Raw genomic sequence first — 22,452 nt, forward strand, 5'->3', positions numbered from 1 at the left:
TCCTTTGCAGCGCAAATCCATTTCTATGAGATAGATACATACGTCTCCCCCATTCCCTGTGCTGTCATGCGCCCCGTTCCGCAGAAGGGAGCAAACTGCGTGAGAAGCAGGATGATCTCCCGCTCCTCCTCCGAAAGTTCCGCGAGGCTGAACGAAAAATCCCCGACAAATGCAGGAACCCTCTTCTGATTGGTCAGCCGTACCCGCAGACTCTCTCCACGCCACGCGAGCGGAACAAGTTTTGCAGCGGCTATGCGCGCCGCGTCTTTGTAAATCACAGCAGGAAGTTCCTGCTGTGTCCACTTGTCGGCAAGTGAGGCAAAGATGCGTTCGGGCTGCGGGAATGCGTAATCATACCCGTCCGCACGGAATAGTGTCGGTGATCGGAAGTGGAGCCGGACGCTCCGCGCGCGCTCCATAGACAGTGCCGCCGCCGCGAGTTCGTCAGGCGCTGCCGCGCCGGTCTCCATGCGTCCGTCGGCGAGAACCTCCTCAAGGCTGAACGCAAGTTTACCTACCTGCAGTCTCGTTCCACGCGGCATAGCGGCAAGCGCCATAAGAGCCGCATCGTCGAGCGCCGTGACGCGCAGGAACACACTCTCTCCCTCAGTAAAAGCTGGTTCGTTGAAGGTCTTTTCTGTATTTGCGGAAGGTGCACGCCGGCGGTCGGCTCTTTGCAGACAGCCAATCGTAAACGGCTTGATCTGCCGCGCATGGAAGTCGGCAGAAAGCTCTGCCGAACGCTCTGAAAGATAGTGAAAGAGCGCCCCGTGGAGGAGTCTGCCCGGGAACATGGTAAAATGCCCGCCCGTCTCCACGCGCAGCCGATAAACAAGAACTCCTAACATATCCTTCTCCCCGAACGAATGCACCGCCCTCAGTAGGCGCGGAAACGACAAAATGCGAAGCGGGACTCGCGGACGGTCTCCCCCGCCTCGTTCACGCGCTCGCTCACATGGCGCTCGCTGCACGCGGAGAGGACAGGAGTGCCCGCTGCTTTCAGCAGATTGATAAGCGCATAGGTATAGGTGAACTCGCCCTGCACAAGGATGGCCGCAGGACTGCGTGCGAGGATCGCCCGCGCGTTCTCCTCCGCCAGACGCCGCACGACATCCTCACCCCAGTCAGCGGGGATCTGCGGAAAGGGCACGTCCGATATCGTGCCGTATGCCTCGGCTGCACGCCGCTGCGCCTCCTCCCAGCGGGCGGAGGGATGGTTGGTATGGTTGATGAACTCATGCATTGCCATATACCTCCCCTCCGCATGCGCGGCGAATATCCGTAAGCGCACTCCGCATCAGCGCGGTCAGCTCCTCTATGCCGGGGCGCCCCGTTTCTGCGCGCGCGTGGCTGGTGTGGTTGCGCTCGTCCTTGACGGCAAAATACTGCCGCAGGATACGCTCTGCCAGTGCATTGTCCCGCACAGTGAAGCCTCCCTCACCCATTCTGCGCACAACGGGCATCCATGCGATGTCGGAAAAAATTTGGTCGAGATCCGTTTCCAGAGCGTTTTTCCCAAGGAATTTGCCAAGCTTCATAACGACGCTTCTGTTGTTCTGTGCCATCAGCGTGTCCCAGACCTCGCTCTGCTCTGCGGTCTCCTGCCCCGTCTTGCTCTTCTTGGGGCGGCGCGCATTGATATAAGGCGTACGAACACGCTCCAAAAAAGCCTTGCCAATCGGCGTATCGCGCAGGGCAAGATTATCTTCTTCACGAAGCATCTGACTCAGCCACGTAAAGACATCGCACATGCGCTGGGCATCACCAAGACGGAATTGCGGTGTGTCACGCATTGCGCCGTCAGCAAAGGCAAAGATTTCATCTGCTGTCGTCTCCGCGCGGAATGCACACAGGAATTTCCGCCGGGTATCTCTCCATGCGGTCTGCACCTTGTGGAACTCCTCACTCGGAAGTTTTTCCCCTCGATATTCGTTGACGAGATAGAATCCGGCGTTTCGATGCATGGGGTCCTTTTCAAGACAGGCTAAGAAATTTTCCTGATGCTCTGGTTTTAGGCAGAGGAAGCCGGAATTCACGAGCAGTTCCGGCACACGCTCGGTGAAGAAGGTAATCGACTGCTGCAGGAAGCCGCGATCAATGCGCCACCCGATGAGAGCGATGTCGTCTACCTCCTCCGTGAGGATGGTGCTGTAATCTTCACGGATGCGCACAAGCATCTGCCGCATGAGATTGTCACTCTGCACCGCCTCTGCCGATATCGATGCCGAAGACTCATCGGGAAATGCCTCTATCCTGCGCCGAAGCTCGTCAATCGCAGTGCGCAGTTCGCCATAATGGCAGAGTGTCAATTCCTCGGCAAATCCATGCATCGCTGCCAGCAGCCGCTCCAATGCGGGACTCTTCTCCCGCGCGCGGAAATAATCCCGCAGCACCGACACCTCGCCATGACGTACGAATTCCTCCGCGCCCGCAACGAGGTCGAAGAATGCGTAGAGCGGCTTGACCTCCTCGACACGATGCGCATGATAGTTCGAGTAGATCACCTTGCCGATGGCAATGCGCTCGTACTGTACGAGCCGCATGAGTGCAATGAGGATCATCGACGCATTGCGCAGCCCGCCCGTGCAGTCAACGTGGAGAACAATCTCCGCAGTCGGATCATCTCTTCTGACATCCTGTGCATAGCGACGCACAGAGGAGGCAACCTCGATGAGGGTGTCCATATTCTCCTCGATCGGTGCCTGCTCGTCAAAGTCGATGGATTCCGCGATATCCTCCACATTGGGTACGATATCCGAGATTCGATGCAGGAAATAGCCGTAATGCGTCCACCCACGCCCCTCCGTATCCTCGTATCCGACAATCGGCCCTGCGACCATCTGCGTCCGCACGAGGAAGAGATGCGACAAACTGTCCACCTGTGCATGTCCTCCGCATAGGAGGTAACGGACGGCGGACTCATTTGTCGTGTGGCAGTCCTTTTTCGCGCCGATGTTCTGATACTCTGCCACCGAAATGCCGCCCTCACGGTTGCGCTTGACATCGCTCAGAAAGCACAGCATAATGTCTTTTTTCATATGATCCCTCTTTCTCGTGCCGTACAAAGGTCTCCACATAACTGTTTTTTTCATAAAATTTCGTCTCTCCTAAGCTGTCTCTTATTTTATCGTTAATCATGTCTAAAAGCAAGTAGCATGAAGCGTGCAGATGATCTTTCAACGCTTCTCCTCATCGGACGATTGCTGCAAAAAACGGATTGCACAGGCGGGTTCCATACAGTAAAATGATGACGCAGGAACGTGAGGAACGGAAGGAGGGCGCGGCATGAAGCAGGAACTATCCATCACCACTATCTTCCTAATCGTCGCGCTGCTCCTCTTTCACTTCGTATTTCATTCCACATATGTGGGAGATTGGCGCACGCTGTCCACTATGGCGATAGATGCAGGAGGGCGGCGCATCCTGCTTGTGCCGCTCGACTCGCGCCCGCCGTGCCGGGAGTTCGTCGTAAACGGCGGCAAGATTGTCGGATGGAATGTCATAACGCCGCCGATGGAGTATATGGACTACTATTCGAAGGCGGGCGATACACGCGCGCTGAGAGATTGGCTCGCGCACGAGGCGGGCGCCGCGGATGCCGTCATCCTCTCGGTGGATCAGCTGCTCTCGGGGGGACTCCTCGCGGCGCGCGAGGCGCATATTGCGCCGTCGGATATTGCGGAGCTGGCAAACGATCTGCGCACCCTGCACGCGGCGCATCCCTCTATTCCCCTGTACGCATTCTACATCCTGCCGCGCGCGATTCCACAGGACGGGCTCGAGGGCTGGCGCGAGCGCCGCGCCCTGCTCGCCTATGCGCGCCTCCTCGGACGCGCGGGCGAGGGTCTGCCCGTCGATGCGGCAGAGATGGAGCGTCTGCGCGGTGAGTTTCCGCCCGACTATCTGCAACGATATCTCGCACACTTCGAGGAGAGTACGGCACTCGCCTCCATGCTCATCGAACTCACGGAGGAGGGCGTGCTCGCGCGCCTCGTCCTCGGACAGGATGACGGCGAGGAGTATTCGGTCGGCAATCTGAAAAAGGCAGAGCTTGCCGCCCTGCTCGCGCAAAAAAATATCGCCCCCGAGCGGGCGATGATTGTGCACGGCGCGGATGAGATTGCGCTCTCCATGCTCACGCGGATTGCCGTGGATGAACTGCGAGCAAGTGGCAAAGATGCGCCGCGTATCTCCCTGCGCTATGCAGACGAAGCAATGGGGGCGATGGTCTTCCCCTTTATGGCGGTCTCGAACGACGCGACGGCGCGCGAGAAGATCACCATGCTTGGTGCCGTGCGCGCAGAGGATACGGAAAACAATGATTTGACGCTCTACATCTCTGCGGGTGACAGCAACGCAGATACGCTCGGCACGCGCGCCCCTGCTGCCGCTGCAATACGGAATATGATGGCGCGCGGAGTGCCCGTCGCGCTCGTCGATCTCTCCCGTCATTTTCACGCCGAGGAGATGCTGTTGCCCATACTGATCGAAAAGAACGTGCCCGTGAACGCGCTCACGGCGTATGCTGGCTGGAACACGGCAAGTAACGCCATCGGCACGGCGCTCTCAGAGGCGCTGCTCTATCACTGTGCCATGCAGCGCGCAGCGAGTAACGAGGAGCGGGAGGCATACACGTACGCGAATCTCGCATTCCTCACGGGACGCATTGCCGAGGATGAGTTCTATCTCAAGGAGACAATCGACCGCGTCAACAACACGCTCCGCATTGCGGGCTATCGGAATACCGCCGATCTCGACCTCACGCGCAACTGGCGCTGGGCGAACGACCTCCTTATGCACGACCTTGATCGCCGCATACGCAGCTATGAGAGTACAGCTGCATTCCGCGCACCATTTCAGCAGGGCAATATGCAGCTACGCCTTGTGCGGAGCAATATCACGGCATACTACCCGTGGCCGCGAACCTTCGAGATACGGTTGGAAACGCAGCCGATAATCGAACTATACCAGTAACGCAAAGAACGGAGCCCGACGGACTCCGTTCTTTCTGTTACACTGTATTCACTGTGCCGCAAGCCCGAAGCGCGTAATGCCTTCCTTGCGGAATTTGTCCAGCAGCTCCATAACGCCGCTGTAGTTGATGTCCCCGTCCGCGCGCACAACGACGGCAAATCGCGGGTTCTTCTGACTCTCCGCACGCGCACGGCGCAGGAGGGTCGCCTCGTCGATCTGCTGATCCTCGAGCCAGAGCGAGCCGTCCTGACGAATGGTGACGAGATAGGTCACGTTCAGCTGCGTCTGCGCTGTCTGCGCCTTTGGCAGGTTCACATCGACCGTCTTCAGGTTCACCATGTAGAGCGTGCTCATAATGAAGAAGACGAGCAGAAAGAACATGATGTCGATCATGGGGATAATCATGACCTCGGGCTTTTCAAACGCCCTTCTGTCGCGTAGCCTCATGCCTCATCACCTTCCGCCGCTTCTCCCGCATGCAGAGAAGTCTCGATCACGCCCTTGACACCCGCCGCACGCGCAAGCTCGATGCGGCTGTTCTCGGCAGCGGAGAAGCACATCTCCATATCCGTGACGATGTTCTCGATGCGCTGTGAGAAATACGCGTGCACGGTGAGCGCGATGATAGCGACGCAGAGACCCATCGCCGTCGCGATCAGCGCCTCGCCGACACCGCCCGTAATCGCGCTCGGCTCGCCCGCCTCGATGTTGAACACGCTGAACGTCGAGATCATGCCGCTGATCGTGCCGAGCAGTCCAAGGAGCGGCGCCATCGTGACAATCACGCTCAGATAGTACATGCGGTTGCGCAGCTTCGAGAGCGCAATGCCGGACTGAATCTCCATATAGGAAGTCATCTTGCGCGAGTTCTTGCTGTTCTTCGAGATCGCGCTGAACAGGATGTCCGCAATCGCGCCGCGATGCGTCTCGGTCAGCTGTGCTGCCTCCTTGAAGCGTCCGTTGGCAATATCCAGCATGAAGGCATGTGCAAACGCCCGCCCCGCATCCGCACGTGCAAAATAGAACGCACGCTCAATGCCGATAAAGACGACAAAGATCGATGCCGCGAGCAGGAAGTACATGACAATGCCGCCATGCCTGAAAAAATCAATCCCCTGTGCAATAAAATCCATCGTATAACCGTTCCTTTCCCAATAAACTACAATGACCCACCGCATCCCATGATAAGCGAGATTATTCTACTACATATTTGTGCCTGCGTCAACGATAACAAATATCATTATATTATTCTGATTGTTGTCTGATACCTTGCAGACCTTGTGAAAAAATACTATAATAAAGGCCGTTATCTCATCGAAGGAGGATACAGTTTGAAGTTCCCTCTCGCACGCGGCTTCTGGCAGCTGTTCAAAGGATATTGGAGTTCCCCCGAAAAATGGAAGGCGCGCGGGCTGCTTATTTCGGTCATTGCGCTCAATCTCATCATGGTCTATCTGCTCGTGCGGATAAACGACTGGTACCGCGTTTTCTACGACGCGCTGCAAGCGTATGACTGGGCATCGTTCTGGCCGCTTGTCGGCGAGTTCTCCGTGCTCGCATTCCTCTACATTGTGATCGCAGTCTATGCCGTCTATCTGAGGCAAATGCTGACGATCAACTGGCGTACGTGGATGACGGAGCAGTATCTCACGCGCTGGATGCACGGGCAGGTCTACTACCGTCTGCAGGTGCTGCGCAGCGATACAGACAACCCCGATCAGCGTATCAGCGAGGATATCAACCAATTCGTCACCCTGACGCTGACGCTGCTCGTCGGCATCCTCAAGCAGCTCGCGACACTCAGCGCATTCGCCGTCGTCCTCTGGAACCTCTCGGGCGTCATCACCGTCCCCGTCGGCGGCACAGAGTTCACCGTCTACGGCTATATGTTCTGGCTGTCCCTTCTCTACTCGGGACTCGGCACATACTTCGTCCACGTCGTCGGAAAGAAGCTCATCCGCCTGAACTTCGACCAGCAGCGCTATGAGGCGGACTTCCGTTTCAGCATGATGCGCGTGCGCGAGAACAGCGAGAGCATCGCATTCTATCGCGGCGAGATGGCGGAGACGGTCGGCTTCAAGGAGCGGTTCGCCAGCGTCATCAAAAACTACTGGGGACTCATGCGCCGCACGAAGCTACTGAACTTCTACGTCAATGGATACTCACAGCTCGCGATCATATTCCCGCTCGTCATGGCAGCACCGCGCTACTATGCGGGCGAGATGGCGCTCGGTGGGCTCATGCAGACGCTCTCGGCATTCGGACGCGTGCAGGATGCACTCTCCTTCTTCGTCGATTCCTATAGCTCCATCGCCGAGCTCGCCGCCGTGATCCAGCGACTCTCGGGCTTCACGGAGCATATGGAGGAGTCCGCACGGGTCACGAGCGATATTGTACGCAGCGAGGGCAGCGACAAGGCGCTCGTGCTGCAAGACCTCTCGATCGATCTGCCGGACGGCACACCGCTTCTCTCCGCCTGCACACTCTCCCTGCCCGCAGGCAGCCACGTCCTCGTGACAGGTGCCTCGGGCACGGGCAAGAGCACGCTGCTCCGTGCGCTTGCAGGCATTTGGCCGTACGGCAGCGGCAGGATTGAGCTGCCGCAGGGCGCAAAGAGGCTTTTTCTCCCGCAGCGCCCCTATCTCGTTCTCGGCTCGCTGCGCCGCGCGCTCTCCTATCCACGCACAGCGGCGGCATCCGATGACGAGATCGCACGCATTCTAAAACTCGTTGGGATGGATCATTTCGCCGCACGTCTCGATGACGTGGACGATTGGAGCCGCATTCTCTCGCTTGGCGAGCAGCAGCGCCTTGCGTTTGCACGTATCCTGCTCATCCGCCCCGACTGGATTTTCCTCGACGAGGCAACATCCGCCCTCGACGAACCGCGCGAACGCGCATTGTATGAACTGCTGCATCAGGAACTCCCCGCCGCGAGCATCATCAGCGTTGGGCATCGCTCGACTCTTTTTGTCCTTCATGACACGGAGCTCCGCCTCAAAGACCAATCGTATACCTATCAGGAGATCCCACATGAATCGTAGAGAATTCCTGCGCCGCCTCGCCCTCTTCGGCATCGGCGCCGCCGCACTCCCCTTCTTCCCCTCTGCTGTGGAGGCATCATGGTACATCCCGTCGGCACTGCCCGGCGTTACCGTGCGTCCGACGCATCTGCGGTTCGGCCCACTCGAGAACCGCTATGTCACAGACTGTATCGTCGTTCATCACATCGGCATGGCAAACAATGATGATGTCTCGGCGGAGACCGTGCATCAGTGGCATTTGAACAACGGATGGTCGGGCATCGGCTATCATTTCATCATTCGCAAGGACGGCACGATCGAAGAAGGACGTCCGCTCGGCACAGTCGGCGCACACGTCTACGGCGAGAACCGCCATACGGTCGGCATCAACCTCGTCGGCAACTTCGAGAACGCCGTTCCCACGGAGCCTCAGAAGGCATCTGCTGCTCGACTGATCGCGTCGCTCTGCACCGTCTATCAGCTTGACCCCATGTGGCAGAGCACGGTGAAGGGGCATCGCGATCTCAATGCAACCGCCTGCCCCGGCCGCCATCTCTACGCGCAGCTCCCCGACATCGTCCAACAGGCACGCATCTTCTACGCCTCTGAGGAACTGCAGACAGAACGTCTGCGCATCGTACAGCGTGAACGCGAGGAACAGGAGGCGCAGCGCGCACGCATTCGACAGCAGATGGAGGAAGCGCAGCAGAGAAACGGCATGACGCGTCCCGCACACCCGACACCGAGCACGCCGAATCCGCCCGTACAGCCGCCGCCCGAAAAACCGTCTCTCAAGCCGAACAAGCGTCCCGATCTGCCAAAGCCGAATCCGGCTCCCGCACAGCGGCGCATTGCAACCTGATATCAACGGAGGTGAGGAGTCATGGGATTCCACTATCGCTTTTTCGACCGCGATCAGGAAAAGACCGATGAGATGGGCATTCCTCTGACGCGTGCCGATATTGACGCACGCGAACGCTCGAAGGAGCCGGAGCGCATCTTTTCGCGCGGCGAGCAGACCGGCATCGTCCTCTCCTCGCTGATCTTTGCCTACGGCTGGACGGAGGGCGATCTCCCGCTCATCTTCTTCTGCCTTTCCTTCCTGATCTTCGAGCTGCGAAAGATTGTCGCACATTACTCCCGAACCTATGGAAAGAACATTGCAAACGCCATGCAGGGCTTCAGCTTTGCGCTCATACTTGGCGCACTCGCTCTGGTTCTCACTACCTAGGAGGAATCTACATGAAACAGCAAATGGGTATGGGTGTTGTGAAGGTCTGTGCCGCGCTGGCAATCGTTCTGCTCTTCGTCATCATCCACCTCCTCGCACCGGACTTCCTGCCCGAGCTCTTTACACTGCTCGCGAGCGGCGACATCCCGCGAACAGTGGAATACATCCGTTCCTTCGGCGACGGGGCTATTGTCTTTGCGTTTCTGCTCACACTCTTTACAAACACACTTGGCTTCCCTCCCGCCGTCATCTTCTCGACGGCAAATGTCATTCTCTTCGGCATCGTCCCAGGCATTGTCCTTGCCTGCGTCGCAGAGACCGTTGGTGCAACGATTGCCTTCATCCTCATTCGTTTCTACTTTCGTGAGTCGGCGAAAAAAGCAATCGCAAAAAGCCCCTTCCTCTCAAAAATCGACCAGTACAGCGGCACCAAAGGCTTTATTGTCATGCTCATTGGGCGCATGATCCCCTATCTGCCCTCCGCGCTTCTGAATGCGGTCGGTGCCCTCTCCTCAATCAAGCTGCGCGAGTATGTCATAGCTTCCTTCGTCGGCAAATTCCCCTCAACAGGGATCGAGGCCATCATTGGTCACGACCTCATCATGAAGCAGGAGGACAATACGCGCCTTGTTGTCGTCATCATCGCCGCCGGCATTCTCATCTATGCGGCGATTCGCTACGAAAAGCGTCTCATGCGTGAGGAAGCCGTATCACAGGAAATGGAGAAAAAAGAATGACCCGCCGCTCATTTTTACAGGCTGCCGCCAAGACCATTCTCGCGATGGGCTTCGGCGGTCTCTTTTCGTCCCGCAGCGCACATGCTGCCACGGACGGCATATATCATATGCGCCAGATTATAACAACAGATCCCGCACACACGCGCATGATTGAGTGGGACAGCCCGCAGCTGCTCGAAAACGTGTGCGTTGAGCTGCGCCGCGCTGACGGGAAGGCGGAGCAATACATTCCTGCCTATCGGTATCTCTCAATGGACGGCGAGACACAGTTTATCTATCATGCAGAGATTCCCGTATCCGACGGCGCATCGTACCGCGTGATAGAGCCGAATGGCGCAACGGCATGGATTCCGCTCACACGCAGCGCAAGTGAGATGACGCGCGCCCTCCTCTTCTCAGACAGCCAATGCGGCGAAAGCTACGATGTGTGGCGGGAGGTCTATCATGCGGCGTGGCAGCGTCATCCAAATGCAGACTTTGCCGCCATTGTCGGCGATCTCACGGACAACGGCGAATCTGCATGGCATTGGCGCTCGTTCTTTGATGTGATGGAGGGCGCGGATGCTCCTCTCGCCCGCCATGTCCACGTCCCCGTGCTCGGCAACCACGAATACTACGGGCTGAGTTGGACAGCCGTTCCTCCTGTGCGCTACCTATCTACATTCGCTCTACCCGACAACGGGAGCACGGATTTTCGAGGACACTACTACTCCTTCGACATCGGCAGCGTGCACTGCATCGTGCTTGACACGCAGTTCCTCGAACTCGAGGGGCGCGGCGAGGCACTGAAACGCGAGCAGATGGACTGGCTTATGCGCGACGCATCGGCAAGCACAGCACCGTGGAAGATTGTGCTTATGCACAAGGATATTCTGTCCTATGGGGAGTATCAGACAGAGCAAGAGACGCAGCACGGCATCAGCGACGTGGGGCAGGTCTTCTTGGACACATTCGACACGCTCGGTATCGACCTCGTCGTCTCGGGTCACGTCCACGCCTATCGCCGCCGACAGCTCCGCACGCGACAGACGGATGCACACGGTACGCTCTACCTCCTCGCTGGGCCTGCGGGAAATGAGTATTTCGATGTTCCCGCCGAAGACTATGACCTCGCGGCAGGGCCAAATCCAGTGCCGTCCAACTACCTCTATATGGAGGCGGATGCACAGCATCTCCACATCCGCTGTGAAACAGTGCGCGGCACAATACTTGATACTGCAGAACTGCATAAATAAAACGGGGACTTCCTACAAAATTTTCGTAGGAAATCCCCATTTTTGATTTTCGTATCTTCTTGCCCTACACTGTGACGATGCCCAGCACAATGGCAAAGAACAGCGAGATGATCGAGAGACCCCAGAGCCATGGCGCACAGAAACGCAGCAGCTCCTTGATGGAGACACCCGCAAGTCCGCAGCAGAGGAATGTGGTCGCCGCGTGCGGCGTGACGAGGACGGCGAAGTTCTTGCCGACGAGCATCGCGTTCGACATATTCTCCGGTGAAATGCCGTATTGCTCACCGACGCCGATCGCAAGCGGCAGCAGTCCAAAGAAATATGGGCTCGTGCCGAGCATCATGCCGATCGGCACGGCAAAGATTCCCATGATAATGTGGAAGTAGGGGCCGAGGACGCTCGGAATGAGCATGACGAGTGTCTCCGCCATCGCATCCATCATCTTCGTCCCCGTCAGAACGCCGAGGAAGACGCCCGAGGCGAGCAGGATCATGGGCACGCCCAGTGCCTCGCCCGCATGCGCCTTAATGCGCTTGCCCTGCATCTTCGGGTCTGGGAAGTTCACAATGAGGGCGAGCGATAGTCCGATCATGAATGCGGCGTACAGCTGGATCTTCGTGAAGCAGAGGAGGGCGATGACACCGACCGTGAGGAGCAGGTTGAACCAGAAGAGTTTCGGACGCTTCAGCGCAGCGGCTTCCTCATCGGAAATCTGATGCGCCGAGGACGCATCCTCATCCAGCTCCGCAGCCTTGCCTGTCGGATGCAGACCCGCGCCGCGCCGTTTTTCCAGAACGCCCATGAATGCCGCAAAGATGAGCACCATGATGATACCGACAATCTGCAGCGGAATGAGCGTATGCCAGAGTGCGTTGACATCGGTGTTCAGAATGACGCCGACGCGTGCGACCGGGCCGCCCCATGGCAGGAGGTTCATGATACTCATGGCAGCGCCGATGATGACGCAGAGGACGACGGGACGGATGTGCAGCTTCTTGTAGATCGGCAACATCGCGGGAATCGTCACAAGCAGAGTTGCGGCGAGCGCGCCGTCGAGATGAGCAATCGTTGCAATACAGGCGGTTGCCACTGTGACCAGAATGACGTTCGATCCCGCATGCTTCACGAGGAAATCGACGAGCGGATCGAATAGTCCGACCTCCGACATGATCGAGAAGTAGACGATGGAGAAGATAAAGAGCACGGCGACCGGCATGGTCGTTGTAACGCCTGTCTTCATAAACTCCGCAATCTGGGTGAAGTCAAATCCGCAGGCAACGGCGCAGAGGATCGGCACGATGACGAAGATCGGCGTCGGATGTGCCTTGGACTGCAGCAGCAGATAGATGATCAAGAAGATCATCACAAAGCCTGTGATGGCTAATAACATGAAAAACCCTCCATTCCAAAAGTTGTTTCACGTTTCCTTGAGCAGTTCGGACTGCTCTATTTCGTAGAGAAAATGTGTGAGTGCAACGAGATCCGCCGAACCGCCGGGGCTGACCCACGCGGCGATCAACTGCGCGTCAAATGCCTCGACTGCTGCGCTTCCCGCCACCGTCCCCATGCCCCCCAGCGTGAGGATGCGGGCGGCCTCCGCCTGCACGCGATGAAGCATCGCAAGATCGTGACGACCGAGGATATTCGTGTCCATATTGTGCGCCATAAGGACGAGGAGCACGTCAACGAGCACATCGTTCAGCGGTATATGCGCCGTCCTGCGCGTGCGGTAGAGCGGCAAGGCATACTCCCGTACGAGTGGGAAGCCCGCCTCCGCCTCGCCGCGCACACCCGTCAGACCGTAGGTGAGATATGCCGCCTGTCCCTTCGTCTCGGGCACGGCGTTCTTTGCGAGCGCGCCGTAGTCCGCGCGGCAGAGTCCCGCGCAGATCGTCCGTGCGGCATTGAGCAAGCGCTCCGCTGTCAGCCGTTCCCCATGTACGCCGAGCCAGCCCGCCGCACCGAGCAGGATGCCGAAGCTGAAGACCGCGCCCTTGTGCGTGTTCACGCCCCCCGTGCGTGCATACATCGCGGATTCTGCCGCTCGTCCGAGCGGGCGCAGGACAAAGAGCAGCGTCTCCAAACTGCCCCCATGCTCCGCACCTGCACGCACAAACGCCGTGAAGTACGGAGCAAGTACCGCCGCCGAGCGTTGAAAGGTGAAGAAGTCCATGTCGGCGTGCGCCCCATTATTCGCACGGTCGACAAGCCCCGGCTTCGGTGTTGCCGCCACCTCGACAAGCAGCGACTCAACGGCATAGGATGCTATGCGCTCCGCATCGCACCTGCGCCCTTCCAAGACCGTACTCAAAGCACGAGCGGCTTGATCTTGCGCACAACGTCGAGGATTGTTCCGTCACGCGCCTCGAGAACGGCGATGACCTGATCCTCCCATTCGAGCTCGTCCGGCTCGCCCACGAGGCTGTATGCCTTCTCCTGCAGCGCCTCGATGGTTGTATGCGCGATGCCTGCCTCATCCAGACATTCGATGAGCTCCGCGCGCGCGGGATTGACGGCGATGCCGTAGTCCGTCACAAGCACATCCACGCAGTCCCCCGGCGTGGTGACAGTGACGACCTTCTTGCAGACCGTTGCCATGCGCCCGCGCACGAGCGGCGTAACAATGATACAGCACTTGCTCCCCGCCGCCGTGTCCGGATGCCCGCCCGGCGCACCGCGCAGCACGCCGTCCGAGCCGGTCAGCACGTTGACGTTGAAATCCGTGTCGATTTCGAGCGCCGCAAGCACAACGAAGTCGAGTTTGTTCACATATGCGCCCTTGTTCGCGGGGTTCGCGTACTCGCTCGTGGAGATCTCGAGATGCTTGTCGGGATGCGTCGCAAGATGCGCAATCGCCTTCGTATCGAAATCCTGCGTGTCGAGGAGCTTGCGCACGAGCCCCTTGTCCATGAGGTCGCAGATGTTGCCGCCCATGCCGCCGAGCGCAAAGCCCATCTCGATATTGCGCTCGCGCATATAGTCCTCGAGATAGCGGTTGACCGCGAGCGAGGGGCCTCCGACGCCCGTCTGGAAGGAGAACCCGTCCTTGAAATACGGTGTCGCCGCCATGATCTTTGCGCAGTTCTCTGCCATCATCAAGTTGCGTGGATCCTCCGTCACGCGCGCTTCCTTCGTGCCGATCTTCTTCGGGTCGCCGATCTCGTCCACCACGACAACATAGTCCACGTCGATGGATTGAATTGAAACTGGTGAGTTCGGGAACGGTACGAGCGTGTCCGTCACAACGACAACGTGATCTGCACAGCGCGAATCTGCAACGGCATAACCGAGTGTTCCGCAATTGTTCTTCCCGCCCGTGCCGTTCGCGTTGCCGTAATCATCCGACGCCGATGCCGCAATGAACGTGATGTCGATGTGGAGTTCCCCCGTCTCAATCGCGCGCGGGCGTCCACCGTGACTGCGGATGATCGCAGGTGTCTTCAGCTTTCCTGCAGAGATGACCTCGCCGATTCGTCCGCGTACACCCGAGGACTGGATGCCGATGATCTTACCTTCCTCGATGTAATCCGCAAGCAGATCCTGCGCACTGCCGAGGGAGGTGGTCGCAACCGTCAGATCCTTCAGCCCCATCTCCTCCACGAGCACCTTCATGACCATGCTCGTCACATAGTCGCCGTTGCGGAAGGCGTGGTGAAAGGACACGGTCATGCCGTCATGCGCGCCGCATTTCTCACACGCCTCGCGGATGGAGGCGAGCATCTTGGATGCCTGCGGTTTCTCCGCGCGGCGCACGTTCGGCCCCGCCTTGTGGAAGGTCTTGCCGTCCATGTAGTATTTTCCCTGATAGACCTCCTTGCCGCCGACAAGAAGCTCCTCGGGTATCTCTCTGCCCACTGCGTTTTTCATCACTGCCCCCCCTTATAAATCCCCGTGATAGACGCCGCACGCCTTTGCAAGCGCAATCACGCGCTGCGCGTCCTCGATGAAGGGGATGTCGACCATCTTGCCGCCCACCGTATACACGCCGACGCCCTGCTTCGACTGCTCCTCGAAGCTGCGCACATAGAGCTCCGCCGTCGCGATTTCCTTCTCCGTAGGTGCGAAGGTCTTGTGCACATAGGCAATCTGACGCGGGTTGATGAGGCTCTTGCCGTCAAAGCCCATCGCGCGATCAAGCTCCACCTCCGCGCGGAAGCCCTCCTCGTCGTCGAGCGCCGTGAATACGGTGTCAAAGCACTGGATGCCCGCCTCGCGCGCCGCGAGCAGCATGAGGCTGCGCGCCGTATTGATCTCGATGCCGCTGCGCTCGGGACGGACGTGCATACTCTTGCGGAAATCGCCGCCCGAGATGGCGACGCCGAGCATGCGCTCCGACGCCTGGCAGATCTCGCGCGCATTGAGGATGCCCTTCGGGCTTTCGAGCGCCGCCATGAGCAGCGTCCGCCCCTCCTCAACGCCGAATTCCCTCTCTGCCGCAAGGACGTGTTCCTCGATCTGTCTCACATCGTCCGCACTCTCGCATTTGGCGATGCGCACGCCGTCCGCGCCGCCCGCGACGCAGACGCGGACATCCTCCTGCCAGTGCGGCGTCTCGAGTCCGTTCATGCGGACGAGCACCTCGGTCTCGCCGTAGTCGATGCTCTTCAGCGCGTGATAGAGTGAGAAGCGCGCCGCATCCTTCTGGTTCTCCGCGACGGCATCCTCGAGGTCGAGGATGATGCTGTCCACACCGTAGATGTAGGCATCCTTGATGAGTCCCGGACGCTGCGCATTCATGAACATCATCGTGCGGCGCAGACGGAACCGCTCCGGCCTTGGTCTTGGAATCATTGAATCACACCTCCCCACGGAACATTCTCGTCGGATACGCCGGCGCTGCGGAAGACCGCACACTCTACGCGCGCGCGAATCGTGCAGTCAAGCGCCCCCTTGTCCACGACCTGAACGCGCGCGGACGTTACATCGAGACGCTGCAGCGTTTCGAGTACGGTCTGCCGAATGGCGCGCCCGTACTGGTTCATCACGCTGCTCTCCAGATGAAGTTCGATTTCGCCCGTGCTCGGCTCGACGGTGACCTGCACATCGCTGGATTCTAGCGTCCCCGCCATCGCGGGTTTTTCAATCTGCATAGAGACTCCTCCTTGTTTATTTATGGTATCATAATAACAGGAAGAACGATTCTCTGTAAACGTACCCATTTTTCAATCCGTGCCATGCAAAAAAGGAATGCTTCTCTCACATTTTTCAATCGCAAAAGCGATGATTGTCATGATATAATAAACGCAAAGTATGTCTCTCGCACCACAGGAAGGAGGAGCACATGGATACGCAGGACATCCAGCTGCTTATGACCCTGCAAAGGACGAGCAATATCACGCGCGCCGCAGAGGAAGTGTATACGACGCAATCCTCCGTGTCCAAGCGCATCCGTCAGCTCGAAAAGGAGCTCGGCGTCATCCTCGTCCTTCGTTCGCGGCAGGGCATCCAGTTCACGCCGGCGGGCGAGATCGTCCTGCGCCATCTTAAGGCGATCACGCGCGAGCTGAACACGATGAATCAGGAACTCAATGACGCACAGGGCATCATCTCGGGCACGCTGCGCGTCGGTGTGTCGATCAACTATGCGATGTATCGCCTCCCGCCCCTCCTGCTCCGCTATCAGGAGCACTATCCGCTCGTGCACACGCAGACGATCATCGAGGTCAGTCAAAAGATCTTCTCCATGTTCATCGCGGGGAAAATGGAGCTGGCAATCGTGCGCGGGGAATACTCCGACTGGGACGGGCCGCGCATCCTGCTCGATCGCGAGCCGGTCTGCATCATCACATCTCGGGAACACGAACAGGTGCCGCTCGGCGCACTCCCGCAGGTCATCCGCAAAGCCGATCTGGAGATGGAACGCGACACGGCGCTCTGGCGCCGAGAAAACAAGATTCCCACGGCGCAGAATCAGATTTTTGCCAATAACACGGCGACCTGCATCGAGATGGTGCGACAGGGACTCGGCTGGGGCATCGTGCCCGCGATCTGCCTCGCGCATTTTGACGGATGCGTGCGCCCCATGTACTTTGCGGACGGGCGTCCGCTCATGCGTTCGACCTATCTGCTCTACACCGAACAAAGCGCCGCCCTGCCGCAGATCCGCGCCTTTATCATGCTGCTGGAGCAGGGGAAGCCCCTGCTTCCCCACGCATAGGAGGAACTATGATCTCTACCATCTACCCATCCGACCGCGCGGGTATGGCGCGCGTACGCGCCCTGCTCGAAAAGGAAGACCTGCGCATGGATGCAAACCTCGACTACACCTGCGCCGTCCTCGACGACGCGGGCGCGGTCATCGCCACGGGCAGCTGCTGCGGGAACACGCTACGCTGCTTCGCGGTTGATGGCGAACATCAGGGCGAGGGGCTGCTGAACGAAGTTCTCACCCACCTCATCGTGGTCCAGCAGGAGCGCGGCAATGCTGCCGTCTTTCTCTACACGAAGGGATCGGCGGCACGCTTCTTTCGTGACCTCGGCTTTCACGAGATCGCGCGCGTATCCGACACGATTGTCTTTCTCGAAAACAGGCGGTGGGGCTTCCCCGACTATCTGAAGCAGCTGCAAAAAGAGTCGCCGAGCGCAGCGGGAACAGCCGCAGCCATCGTCATGAATGCAAACCCGTTCACCCTCGGTCATCTCTATCTCGTGGAATGCGCCGCCGCAGAGAGTGATCTCCTGCATCTCTTTATCGTCAGCGAGGACGCGAGCCTCTTCCCCTTTGCCGTGCGCGAGCGACTTGTGCGCGCGGGGACGGCACATCTCAGCAACATTGTCTATCACGCGACGGGTTCCTATATGATCAGTCAGGCGACCTTCCCGAGCTATTTTCAAAAGGACGAGGACGCCGTGATCCGCAGTCACGCGCAGCTCGATATCGCGGTGTTTGCGCGCATTGCCGCAGCGCTCTCTATCACGCGCCGCTATGTTGGTGCAGAGCAGGCGAGCCATGTCACCAGTCTCTACAATGAGACGATGCTGCACGACCTCCCGCGCGCCGGCATCGAGTGCAGGGTCATCCCGCGCAAGGAGTACGGCGGCGCGCCGATCAGTGCCTCCACCGTGCGCCGCGCCATTCAGACGCGCGATATGGAACTGCTCCCCGCCCTCCTGCCGCCGACGACGCTCGCCTTCCTCCAAAGCGAAGAAAGTGCCGCCATCCGCAAGAAGATTGCGGAGGCGGCGGATGTCATACACTACTAGGAGCGCACTGATAAAGCGAAGAGAAATTGATGCGTTCTGCCCACGAAAGGAGTTCCTATGTTGAACGGCATTCCCGTGGAATTGCCCGCCATGCTCACCGCACGCGAGGAACGTGCCGCACGTCAGGAGGCATGGCTGAAAGAGTATGCGTGCCCCCTCATCTCCTTCACGCTCAATATCCCCGGGGCTGTCAAGACCTCCGCAGAGTTGCGGCGTGCATTCGAAGATGGGCGCGCCGCATTGGAGGAGCAGCTGCACGCGGCACATCTCTCCTGTATGGTACAGGTGGAGACCCACAATGCCACGGGCGATGAGGCGCTGCTTGCCATCGATGGAGACGCAGCGGAGCTCAAGAGAATCTGCACCAAAATCGAGGAGCATCATCCGCTCGGCCGGCTCTTCGACCTCGATGTACTCGCGGCAGACGGCACGAAGCTCTCACGCCCCCTGCCGCGTCGCTGCCTCCTCTGCACAGATCAGGCGCAGGTCTGCGCACGCAGCCGCCGCCACTCCATCGAGGAGCTGACAGCAGAGATCGAGCGGCTCCTGACTGCATATCTATCATAAAAATAGGAAAGCGCCCTGCAAGAGTGAGCCTTGCAGGGCGCTTTCCTATTTATTTCCCGTTTTAATGACGCCACGGAGTACGCTTTTGGTAGTCCCGCTTGATGATCTTCACCGCCTGATCGTGACGCTTCTGCTCCTCCTTCATCGCGCGGTCATACTTCGCCTGATCGCCGTCGCGGCGGAATTCAAAGCGGATCTTGCGCATGTTCTCATCGTGAATGCGATCCTCTTCCTTCATGCGGAAGCTGTACTCATTCGACGCCCCATTCTCATAGGAGAGCTGCTGAACGGGCTGCGCGGCCTCTGCAGACGGTGCTGCCGTCATGATGCCGAGTCCAATCGCAGCAGCCAGAACCCCCGTGATATATGCCTTTTTCTTCATACTGATCGCCCCTTTTTCATATTGTCTCTGCCTCTGATACCCTACTGCTTTTTCTTTGGAGCACATTTAAGAGGAGGTAAACAATGCGTTAAAGTTACTTCGCCAGCAGTACAGGGCAATGCGCGTGACGCGTGACATGGGTGGGCACGCTGCCGTATGCGATGCGCTCGAGTGTGCCGAAGCCGCGCGAGCCGATGACGATGAGGTGACTCTCCTCCTCTGCTGCGACTGCGACCGTCACCTCGGCGGGATCCCCTCCTCCACGCTCATATGCGCGCGCACGCTGCGCGTCAATCTGGCGGAACGTCTGCGTCTCATTCGTCCCAACCTCGGCGAGAGAGATTCCCATCGAGGTTCTGTCCCCCCCCCCGCAATCTGTGCCTCGATCTGGGCAATCTGTGCATTCACGCGCGCCATCGCGAGCTCGTTGTCCGTCGCGTCCAGCTCCATGATGACATCGCCCGTGCGCACCTCATCGTCCTCCTGCACCACCTCGCGGACAAGCCGCCCGCTCACCGAGTCGAACGACATCGAACGACATCTTCACCTGCTCCGCCGTGAGAATCCCTTCCTTTTGCCGCACGGCGAGCACAACAGCGTCATTGCCCGTATACATGAGCACAAGCCCCGCGATGATGAACAGCACGATGAATGCAATCCCGACGGGCTTTGCCTTTTTCTTCGGATCCATATATCCCCCTTTGTTTTCCTTTCCCGAGGGAATCGCTGATAAAATGAAGTCCGTCAGATTGGCGTAGATTTTTTCGTCCGAACAAGGAGACAAACCGGACGCATAGCAAGGGCTATGTGGAGGATTTGCCGACACAGTGCGGGCAAAAAAGATGCGTTAAGATGGCTGTGCTGAATTTATCAGTGCTTCCTTAACAGCAGGTGGATATGATCCGGACAGATCTCCCCTTCAATGATCTCTACACCCTTCCACGCGCACAACTTTCTTAGGATCTCCCAGATTTCCAACCGTTTCCCTTCGTAGAATACTTTGCGCCGATACTTCGGTGCAAACACAACGTGATACTTACAATTCCACTTTGTGTGTGCTAAACTATGCGTATCGGCATTTTGTTGTTTCAACATAATGCTGTTTCCTCCCTAGTGTCTTCACTATTTTTAAGCTGGCAGGCTTACGCATAGTTTAGCACACTGGGGATTTTCTGTTCACCGCTTAAGCTCTTTCCAACTACGCGACTATCGCGTGGTTTTCTTTATACAAAAAAGCGCCGCACCTCGAAAGGTACGACGCTTGAGGAAATCACACGGTGATCCCTTATTGCTTATTCCGCCGTAAACGGAAGCAGTGCAATATTACGTGCGCGCTTGATAGCGAGCGTTACCTGCCGCTGATGCTTTGCACAGTTGCCGGAAATGCGGCGCGGCAGAATCTTGCCGCGCTCCGTCGTGAAGCGACGCAGCTTTGCGGCATCCTTGTAGTCGATATGATCTACCTTGTCCACGCAGAACGAGCAGACCTTGCGACGAGGCTTGCGGCCTCGATCTCGTTTCATCATTTCGTTGTCCCTCCTCATCACGGGATGTACTGAGCGTCAGCCGCTCAGAATGGAATGTCGTCGTCAGGAATCACGGGTCCCATCATATCCGTTGCAGCACCGCCTGCGGCGGGTGCTGCGCTGCGATCCATCGGTGCGTCATAGCCGCCCGAAGAGCCTCCGGCATTCTTCGAATCGAGAAACTCCACATTATCCGCTACAACATCCGTTGCGTACTTGCGCTGTCCGTCGCTGCCGTCGTAGCTGCGCACCTGAATGCGCCCCTCCACGCCGACGCGGCGTCCCTTCGTCAAATTGTTTCCGCAGATCTCAGCCAGTTTTTCCCAGCATGTGACGGGAATGAAGTCCGCCGTCTGCTGTCCCTCCTGCTGAGCCGCTCGCGAAAAGCGACGATCCACCGCAATCGTGAAGCGGCAAAATGCCTTGCCACTCTGTGTGTAGCGAATCTCCGGGTCGCGTGCAAGGCGACCGATCAGTATGACTCTGTTCATCGGTTTGTCTCTCCTGGATGGATGCCCGTTATCGATTACTCCTCGACGCCGTCCGCACGGACGATCATGTGCTTGAGCAGCTCGTCCGTGATCTTCATCACGCGGTCGCACTCGGCGACGCAGGCGGGCTCTGCATTGACGTACAGCAGAACATAGTATCCTTCACTGTTGTCCTTGATCTCATAGGCAAGGCGCTTCTTGCCCCAACGGTCCTCTTTCTCAATCGTACCGCCGTTTGCCTGAATGAGCTTCGTGAACTTCTCGATGACGGCGTTTGTCGCTTCTTCCTCCATCGGCTTCACAATAAATATGACTTCGTACAATCTCACGAAATCACCTCCTCTTCGGTCTTTGGCCGCCGCTCATGTCGGCGGCAGAGTTATTCTTATGCAAGCGCGCACGAAAGACGCACACGCTCACGCGACAGGGGTTAGTATATCATGTTTGGGAACAGTGCGCAAGGGGCGCGATGGGCAAATTTTGGAATTCTTCCCCCATCGTCGCAAATCATAAAGCGACTAAGGAAGATATCTTCTCCTGCCGTCTGGGAGGGTGAACCAGTGTAGCGTGGGTTCCTGATTCTTTTTTGAACGATATTTTCGATAAAAGAAGACACAAAGGCGTTATATACCTAGGAAAACCGTTCTTAGGACAGCAAATAGAACGCCCAACATCATCACGATCAGGAGCAAATATCCTGACAAAATGATGCATATGTATAGAACCCCCAAAACAGCCCCCATTTTCTCCTCCAAATCGACACAATGATTCTCATGTAGAACAGCACGCGCGCATATATTGCGCGAGAGGCGCAGCTCGCGGTTAGCCTGTCGTTTCTCCTTTCGGCTGCTTCAATCCACGCGCCCCGTGTGGGGCGCGACCTTGAGAAGTCGATTGTGCAGATGCTCAAAGGTTCGTTTCAATCCACGCGCCCCGTGCGGGGCGCGACCCTCCATGAACGGGACAACGTCACGTGCATCGGGGTTTCAATCCACGCGCCCCGTGCGGGGCGCGACCACGGAGACGTACACAGTCGATGACGGCACAGTGTTTCAATCCACGCGCCCCGTGTGGGGCGCGACT

Annotated in this window: 26 protein-coding genes and 2 pseudogenes; 10 read left to right on the top strand and 18 right to left on the bottom strand. The window is 58.0% G+C overall.

From position 1 onward, the window contains the following. Positions 1–23 precede the first annotated feature (23 nt). From cas6 to HMPREF9163_RS10145, 3 genes are read right to left on the bottom strand one after another with little or no spacing between them, the layout of a single operon-like run. Positions 24–848 (bottom strand): CRISPR system precrRNA processing endoribonuclease RAMP protein Cas6, encoded by an 825-nt coding sequence (gene cas6, locus HMPREF9163_RS10135; protein ID WP_037347002.1) that lies wholly within the window; start codon positions 846–848, stop codon positions 24–26. Positions 849–877: 29 nt separating this feature from the next. Beyond that, the gene (locus HMPREF9163_RS10140) at positions 878–1,249 is read right to left on the bottom strand and encodes a hypothetical protein (RefSeq protein ID WP_009441693.1); all 372 of its coding nucleotides are present in this window, start codon (positions 1,247–1,249) and stop codon (positions 878–880) included. Beyond that, positions 1,236–3,038, bottom strand: a complete 1,803-nt coding sequence (locus HMPREF9163_RS10145) for a TM1812 family CRISPR-associated protein (protein ID WP_051038612.1) — start codon at positions 3,036–3,038, stop codon at positions 1,236–1,238. Before HMPREF9163_RS10145 ends, HMPREF9163_RS10140 begins: the two co-directional genes overlap by 14 nt. Before the next feature lie 247 nt (positions 3,039–3,285). On the opposite strand from HMPREF9163_RS10145, the gene HMPREF9163_RS10150 reads away from it, so the two are divergent. Further along, positions 3,286–4,974 (top strand): DUF4127 family protein, encoded by a 1,689-nt coding sequence (locus tag HMPREF9163_RS10150; protein WP_009441695.1) that lies wholly within the window; start codon positions 3,286–3,288, stop codon positions 4,972–4,974. A 48-nt stretch (positions 4,975–5,022) separates the two neighbouring features. Here the strand turns inward: HMPREF9163_RS10150 and HMPREF9163_RS10155 are convergent, their stop codons facing one another. Further along, positions 5,023–5,421: a biopolymer transporter ExbD gene (locus HMPREF9163_RS10155; RefSeq protein ID WP_009441696.1), complete on the bottom strand. Its 399-nt coding sequence runs from the start codon at positions 5,419–5,421 to the stop codon at positions 5,023–5,025. Beyond that, positions 5,418–6,107 carry a MotA/TolQ/ExbB proton channel family protein gene (locus HMPREF9163_RS10160; protein ID WP_037347005.1) on the bottom strand — a complete coding sequence of 230 codons (690 nt, stop codon included), beginning with the start codon at positions 6,105–6,107 and terminating at the stop codon, positions 5,418–5,420. Before HMPREF9163_RS10160 ends, HMPREF9163_RS10155 begins: the two co-directional genes overlap by 4 nt. A 198-nt stretch (positions 6,108–6,305) precedes the next feature. Here HMPREF9163_RS10160 and HMPREF9163_RS10165 point away from each other — a divergent pair, with 198 nt between their 5' ends. From HMPREF9163_RS10165 to HMPREF9163_RS10185, 5 genes are read left to right on the top strand one after another with little or no spacing between them, the layout of a single operon-like run. Continuing rightward, positions 6,306–8,018 (top strand): ABC transporter ATP-binding protein/permease, encoded by a 1,713-nt coding sequence (locus HMPREF9163_RS10165; RefSeq protein WP_037347007.1) that lies wholly within the window; start codon positions 6,306–6,308, stop codon positions 8,016–8,018. After that, complete coding sequence (locus tag HMPREF9163_RS10170; RefSeq protein WP_009441699.1) at positions 8,008–8,859, top strand: N-acetylmuramoyl-L-alanine amidase; 852 nt, start codon at positions 8,008–8,010, stop codon at positions 8,857–8,859. The genes HMPREF9163_RS10165 and HMPREF9163_RS10170 overlap by 11 nt, the downstream gene beginning before the upstream one ends. A 21-nt stretch (positions 8,860–8,880) precedes the next feature. Beyond that, complete coding sequence (locus HMPREF9163_RS10175; protein ID WP_009441700.1) at positions 8,881–9,228, top strand: hypothetical protein; 348 nt, start codon at positions 8,881–8,883, stop codon at positions 9,226–9,228. Positions 9,229–9,239: 11 nt separating this feature from the next. Next, positions 9,240–9,965, top strand: coding sequence for a TVP38/TMEM64 family protein (locus HMPREF9163_RS10180; protein WP_009441701.1), 726 nt, complete (start codon positions 9,240–9,242; stop codon positions 9,963–9,965). Then, positions 9,962–11,200 (top strand): metallophosphoesterase, encoded by a 1,239-nt coding sequence (locus HMPREF9163_RS10185; protein ID WP_009441702.1) that lies wholly within the window; start codon positions 9,962–9,964, stop codon positions 11,198–11,200. The genes HMPREF9163_RS10180 and HMPREF9163_RS10185 overlap by 4 nt, the downstream gene beginning before the upstream one ends. Positions 11,201–11,264: 64 nt before the next feature. On the opposite strand, the gene HMPREF9163_RS10190 is transcribed toward HMPREF9163_RS10185, so the two are convergent. Genes HMPREF9163_RS10190 through citD form a run of 5 tightly spaced genes read right to left on the bottom strand, consistent with a single transcriptional unit; the run spans position 11,265 to position 16,290 of the window. Next, positions 11,265–12,590: a CitMHS family transporter gene (locus HMPREF9163_RS10190; RefSeq protein WP_009441703.1), complete on the bottom strand. Its 1,326-nt coding sequence runs from the start codon at positions 12,588–12,590 to the stop codon at positions 11,265–11,267. 27 nt (positions 12,591–12,617) lie between these two features. Continuing rightward, on the bottom strand, positions 12,618–13,511 hold the full coding sequence (gene citG / locus HMPREF9163_RS10195; RefSeq protein ID WP_009441704.1) for a triphosphoribosyl-dephospho-CoA synthase CitG: 894 nt from the start codon (positions 13,509–13,511) through the stop codon (positions 12,618–12,620). Next, positions 13,508–15,067, bottom strand: a complete 1,560-nt coding sequence (gene citF, locus HMPREF9163_RS10200) for a citrate lyase subunit alpha (RefSeq protein ID WP_009441705.1) — start codon at positions 15,065–15,067, stop codon at positions 13,508–13,510. The genes citG and citF overlap by 4 nt, the downstream gene beginning before the upstream one ends. 12 nt (positions 15,068–15,079) lie before the next feature. Beyond that, positions 15,080–15,991 (bottom strand): aldolase/citrate lyase family protein, encoded by a 912-nt coding sequence (locus HMPREF9163_RS10205; RefSeq protein WP_037347011.1) that lies wholly within the window; start codon positions 15,989–15,991, stop codon positions 15,080–15,082. Continuing rightward, positions 15,988–16,290, bottom strand: coding sequence for a citrate lyase acyl carrier protein (gene citD, locus HMPREF9163_RS10210; RefSeq protein ID WP_009441707.1), 303 nt, complete (start codon positions 16,288–16,290; stop codon positions 15,988–15,990). Before citD ends, HMPREF9163_RS10205 begins: the two co-directional genes overlap by 4 nt. 191 nt (positions 16,291–16,481) lie before the next feature. Here citD and HMPREF9163_RS10215 point away from each other — a divergent pair, with 191 nt between their 5' ends. Genes HMPREF9163_RS10215 through citX form a run of 3 tightly spaced genes read left to right on the top strand, consistent with a single transcriptional unit; the run spans position 16,482 to position 18,970 of the window. Then, entirely contained in the window at positions 16,482–17,357 is an 876-nt protein-coding gene (locus tag HMPREF9163_RS10215) for a LysR family transcriptional regulator (RefSeq protein WP_009441708.1), read from the top strand. 8 nt (positions 17,358–17,365) lie between these two features. Next, positions 17,366–18,403 carry a [citrate (pro-3S)-lyase] ligase gene (citC, locus tag HMPREF9163_RS10220; protein WP_009441709.1) on the top strand — a complete coding sequence of 346 codons (1,038 nt, stop codon included), beginning with the start codon at positions 17,366–17,368 and terminating at the stop codon, positions 18,401–18,403. Positions 18,404–18,460: 57 nt separating this feature from the next. Continuing rightward, a complete protein-coding gene (citX, locus tag HMPREF9163_RS10225) occupies positions 18,461–18,970 on the top strand; it encodes a citrate lyase holo-[acyl-carrier protein] synthase (protein WP_009441710.1) in 510 nt (169 codons plus the stop codon). Between the two features lie 61 nt (positions 18,971–19,031). Here the strand turns inward: citX and HMPREF9163_RS10230 are convergent, their stop codons facing one another. The 4 genes from HMPREF9163_RS10230 to HMPREF9163_RS12615 all read right to left on the bottom strand — a co-directional run bounded on the left by HMPREF9163_RS10230 (position 19,032) and on the right by HMPREF9163_RS12615 (position 20,043). After that, positions 19,032–19,352 carry a hypothetical protein gene (locus HMPREF9163_RS10230; protein WP_037347014.1) on the bottom strand — a complete coding sequence of 107 codons (321 nt, stop codon included), beginning with the start codon at positions 19,350–19,352 and terminating at the stop codon, positions 19,032–19,034. 94 nt (positions 19,353–19,446) lie between these two features. Beyond that, a complete protein-coding gene (locus HMPREF9163_RS12220; RefSeq protein ID WP_009441712.1) occupies positions 19,447–19,701 on the bottom strand; it encodes a universal stress protein in 255 nt (84 codons plus the stop codon). Continuing rightward, positions 19,590–19,883, bottom strand: coding sequence for a biotin/lipoyl-binding protein (locus HMPREF9163_RS12225; protein ID WP_232296698.1), 294 nt, complete (start codon positions 19,881–19,883; stop codon positions 19,590–19,592). The genes HMPREF9163_RS12220 and HMPREF9163_RS12225 overlap by 112 nt, the downstream gene beginning before the upstream one ends. Further along, on the bottom strand, positions 19,825–20,043 hold the full coding sequence (locus HMPREF9163_RS12615; RefSeq protein ID WP_009441713.1) for a hypothetical protein: 219 nt from the start codon (positions 20,041–20,043) through the stop codon (positions 19,825–19,827). Before HMPREF9163_RS12615 ends, HMPREF9163_RS12225 begins: the two co-directional genes overlap by 59 nt. A 43-nt stretch (positions 20,044–20,086) precedes the next feature. Here HMPREF9163_RS12615 and HMPREF9163_RS12760 point away from each other — a divergent pair. Then, positions 20,087–20,237, top strand: a pseudogene (locus HMPREF9163_RS12760) (secretion protein HlyD). Here the strand turns inward: HMPREF9163_RS12760 and tnpA are convergent. From tnpA to rpsF, 4 genes and pseudogenes are all read right to left on the bottom strand, one after another. Then, positions 20,235–20,447: pseudogene (gene tnpA, locus HMPREF9163_RS10245) on the bottom strand (IS200/IS605 family transposase); the annotation flags it as partial. The pseudogenes HMPREF9163_RS12760 and tnpA sit on opposite strands and share 3 nt — an antisense overlap. A gap of 197 nt (positions 20,448–20,644) precedes the next feature. Beyond that, positions 20,645–20,878 carry a 30S ribosomal protein S18 gene (rpsR, locus tag HMPREF9163_RS10250; protein WP_006306231.1) on the bottom strand — a complete coding sequence of 78 codons (234 nt, stop codon included), beginning with the start codon at positions 20,876–20,878 and terminating at the stop codon, positions 20,645–20,647. 44 nt (positions 20,879–20,922) lie between these two features. Beyond that, complete coding sequence (locus HMPREF9163_RS10255) at positions 20,923–21,369, bottom strand: single-stranded DNA-binding protein (protein WP_009441716.1); 447 nt, start codon at positions 21,367–21,369, stop codon at positions 20,923–20,925. Between the two features lie 35 nt (positions 21,370–21,404). Beyond that, complete coding sequence (gene rpsF, locus HMPREF9163_RS10260) at positions 21,405–21,698, bottom strand: 30S ribosomal protein S6 (protein ID WP_009441717.1); 294 nt, start codon at positions 21,696–21,698, stop codon at positions 21,405–21,407. Positions 21,699–22,452: the final 754 nt, after the last annotated feature.

Source organism: Selenomonas sp. oral taxon 138 str. F0429 (assembly GCF_000318175.2).
GTDB lineage: Bacteria > Bacillota > Negativicutes > Selenomonadales > Selenomonadaceae > Centipeda > Centipeda timonae.

What these genes read in the sequence shown, in the direction of transcription:
- HMPREF9163_RS10190 (WP_009441703.1), bottom strand. Translation starts at nt 12,590, where the DNA reads ATGTTATTAGCCATCACAGGCTTTGTGATGATCTTCTTGATCATCTAT.
- HMPREF9163_RS10205 (WP_037347011.1), bottom strand. Translation starts at nt 15,991, where the DNA reads ATGATTCCAAGACCAAGGCCGGAGCGGTTCCGTCTGCGCCGCACGATG.
- HMPREF9163_RS10155 (WP_009441696.1), bottom strand. Translation starts at nt 5,421, where the DNA reads ATGAGGCTACGCGACAGAAGGGCGTTTGAAAAGCCCGAGGTCATGATT.
- HMPREF9163_RS10180 (WP_009441701.1), top strand. Translation starts at nt 9,240, where the DNA reads ATGAAACAGCAAATGGGTATGGGTGTTGTGAAGGTCTGTGCCGCGCTG.
- HMPREF9163_RS10150 (WP_009441695.1), top strand. Translation starts at nt 3,286, where the DNA reads ATGAAGCAGGAACTATCCATCACCACTATCTTCCTAATCGTCGCGCTG.
- HMPREF9163_RS12220 (WP_009441712.1), bottom strand. Translation starts at nt 19,701, where the DNA reads ATGGGAATCTCTCTCGCCGAGGTTGGGACGAATGAGACGCAGACGTTC.
- HMPREF9163_RS12615 (WP_009441713.1), bottom strand. Translation starts at nt 20,043, where the DNA reads ATGGATCCGAAGAAAAAGGCAAAGCCCGTCGGGATTGCATTCATCGTG.
- HMPREF9163_RS10160 (WP_037347005.1), bottom strand. Translation starts at nt 6,107, where the DNA reads ATGGATTTTATTGCACAGGGGATTGATTTTTTCAGGCATGGCGGCATT.
- HMPREF9163_RS10170 (WP_009441699.1), top strand. Translation starts at nt 8,008, where the DNA reads ATGAATCGTAGAGAATTCCTGCGCCGCCTCGCCCTCTTCGGCATCGGC.
- HMPREF9163_RS10215 (WP_009441708.1), top strand. Translation starts at nt 16,482, where the DNA reads ATGGATACGCAGGACATCCAGCTGCTTATGACCCTGCAAAGGACGAGC.
- HMPREF9163_RS10230 (WP_037347014.1), bottom strand. Translation starts at nt 19,352, where the DNA reads ATGAAGAAAAAGGCATATATCACGGGGGTTCTGGCTGCTGCGATTGGA.
- citD (WP_009441707.1), bottom strand. Translation starts at nt 16,290, where the DNA reads ATGCAGATTGAAAAACCCGCGATGGCGGGGACGCTAGAATCCAGCGAT.
- HMPREF9163_RS10185 (WP_009441702.1), top strand. Translation starts at nt 9,962, where the DNA reads ATGACCCGCCGCTCATTTTTACAGGCTGCCGCCAAGACCATTCTCGCG.
- HMPREF9163_RS10255 (WP_009441716.1), bottom strand. Translation starts at nt 21,369, where the DNA reads ATGAACAGAGTCATACTGATCGGTCGCCTTGCACGCGACCCGGAGATT.
- cas6 (WP_037347002.1), bottom strand. Translation starts at nt 848, where the DNA reads ATGTTAGGAGTTCTTGTTTATCGGCTGCGCGTGGAGACGGGCGGGCAT.
- citX (WP_009441710.1), top strand. Translation starts at nt 18,461, where the DNA reads ATGTTGAACGGCATTCCCGTGGAATTGCCCGCCATGCTCACCGCACGC.
- HMPREF9163_RS12225 (WP_232296698.1), bottom strand. Translation starts at nt 19,883, where the DNA reads ATGTCGTTCGACTCGGTGAGCGGGCGGCTTGTCCGCGAGGTGGTGCAG.
- HMPREF9163_RS10145 (WP_051038612.1), bottom strand. Translation starts at nt 3,038, where the DNA reads ATGAAAAAAGACATTATGCTGTGCTTTCTGAGCGATGTCAAGCGCAAC.
- citF (WP_009441705.1), bottom strand. Translation starts at nt 15,067, where the DNA reads ATGAAAAACGCAGTGGGCAGAGAGATACCCGAGGAGCTTCTTGTCGGC.
- citC (WP_009441709.1), top strand. Translation starts at nt 17,366, where the DNA reads ATGATCTCTACCATCTACCCATCCGACCGCGCGGGTATGGCGCGCGTA.
- HMPREF9163_RS10140 (WP_009441693.1), bottom strand. Translation starts at nt 1,249, where the DNA reads ATGGCAATGCATGAGTTCATCAACCATACCAACCATCCCTCCGCCCGC.
- rpsR (WP_006306231.1), bottom strand. Translation starts at nt 20,878, where the DNA reads ATGATGAAACGAGATCGAGGCCGCAAGCCTCGTCGCAAGGTCTGCTCG.
- HMPREF9163_RS10175 (WP_009441700.1), top strand. Translation starts at nt 8,881, where the DNA reads ATGGGATTCCACTATCGCTTTTTCGACCGCGATCAGGAAAAGACCGAT.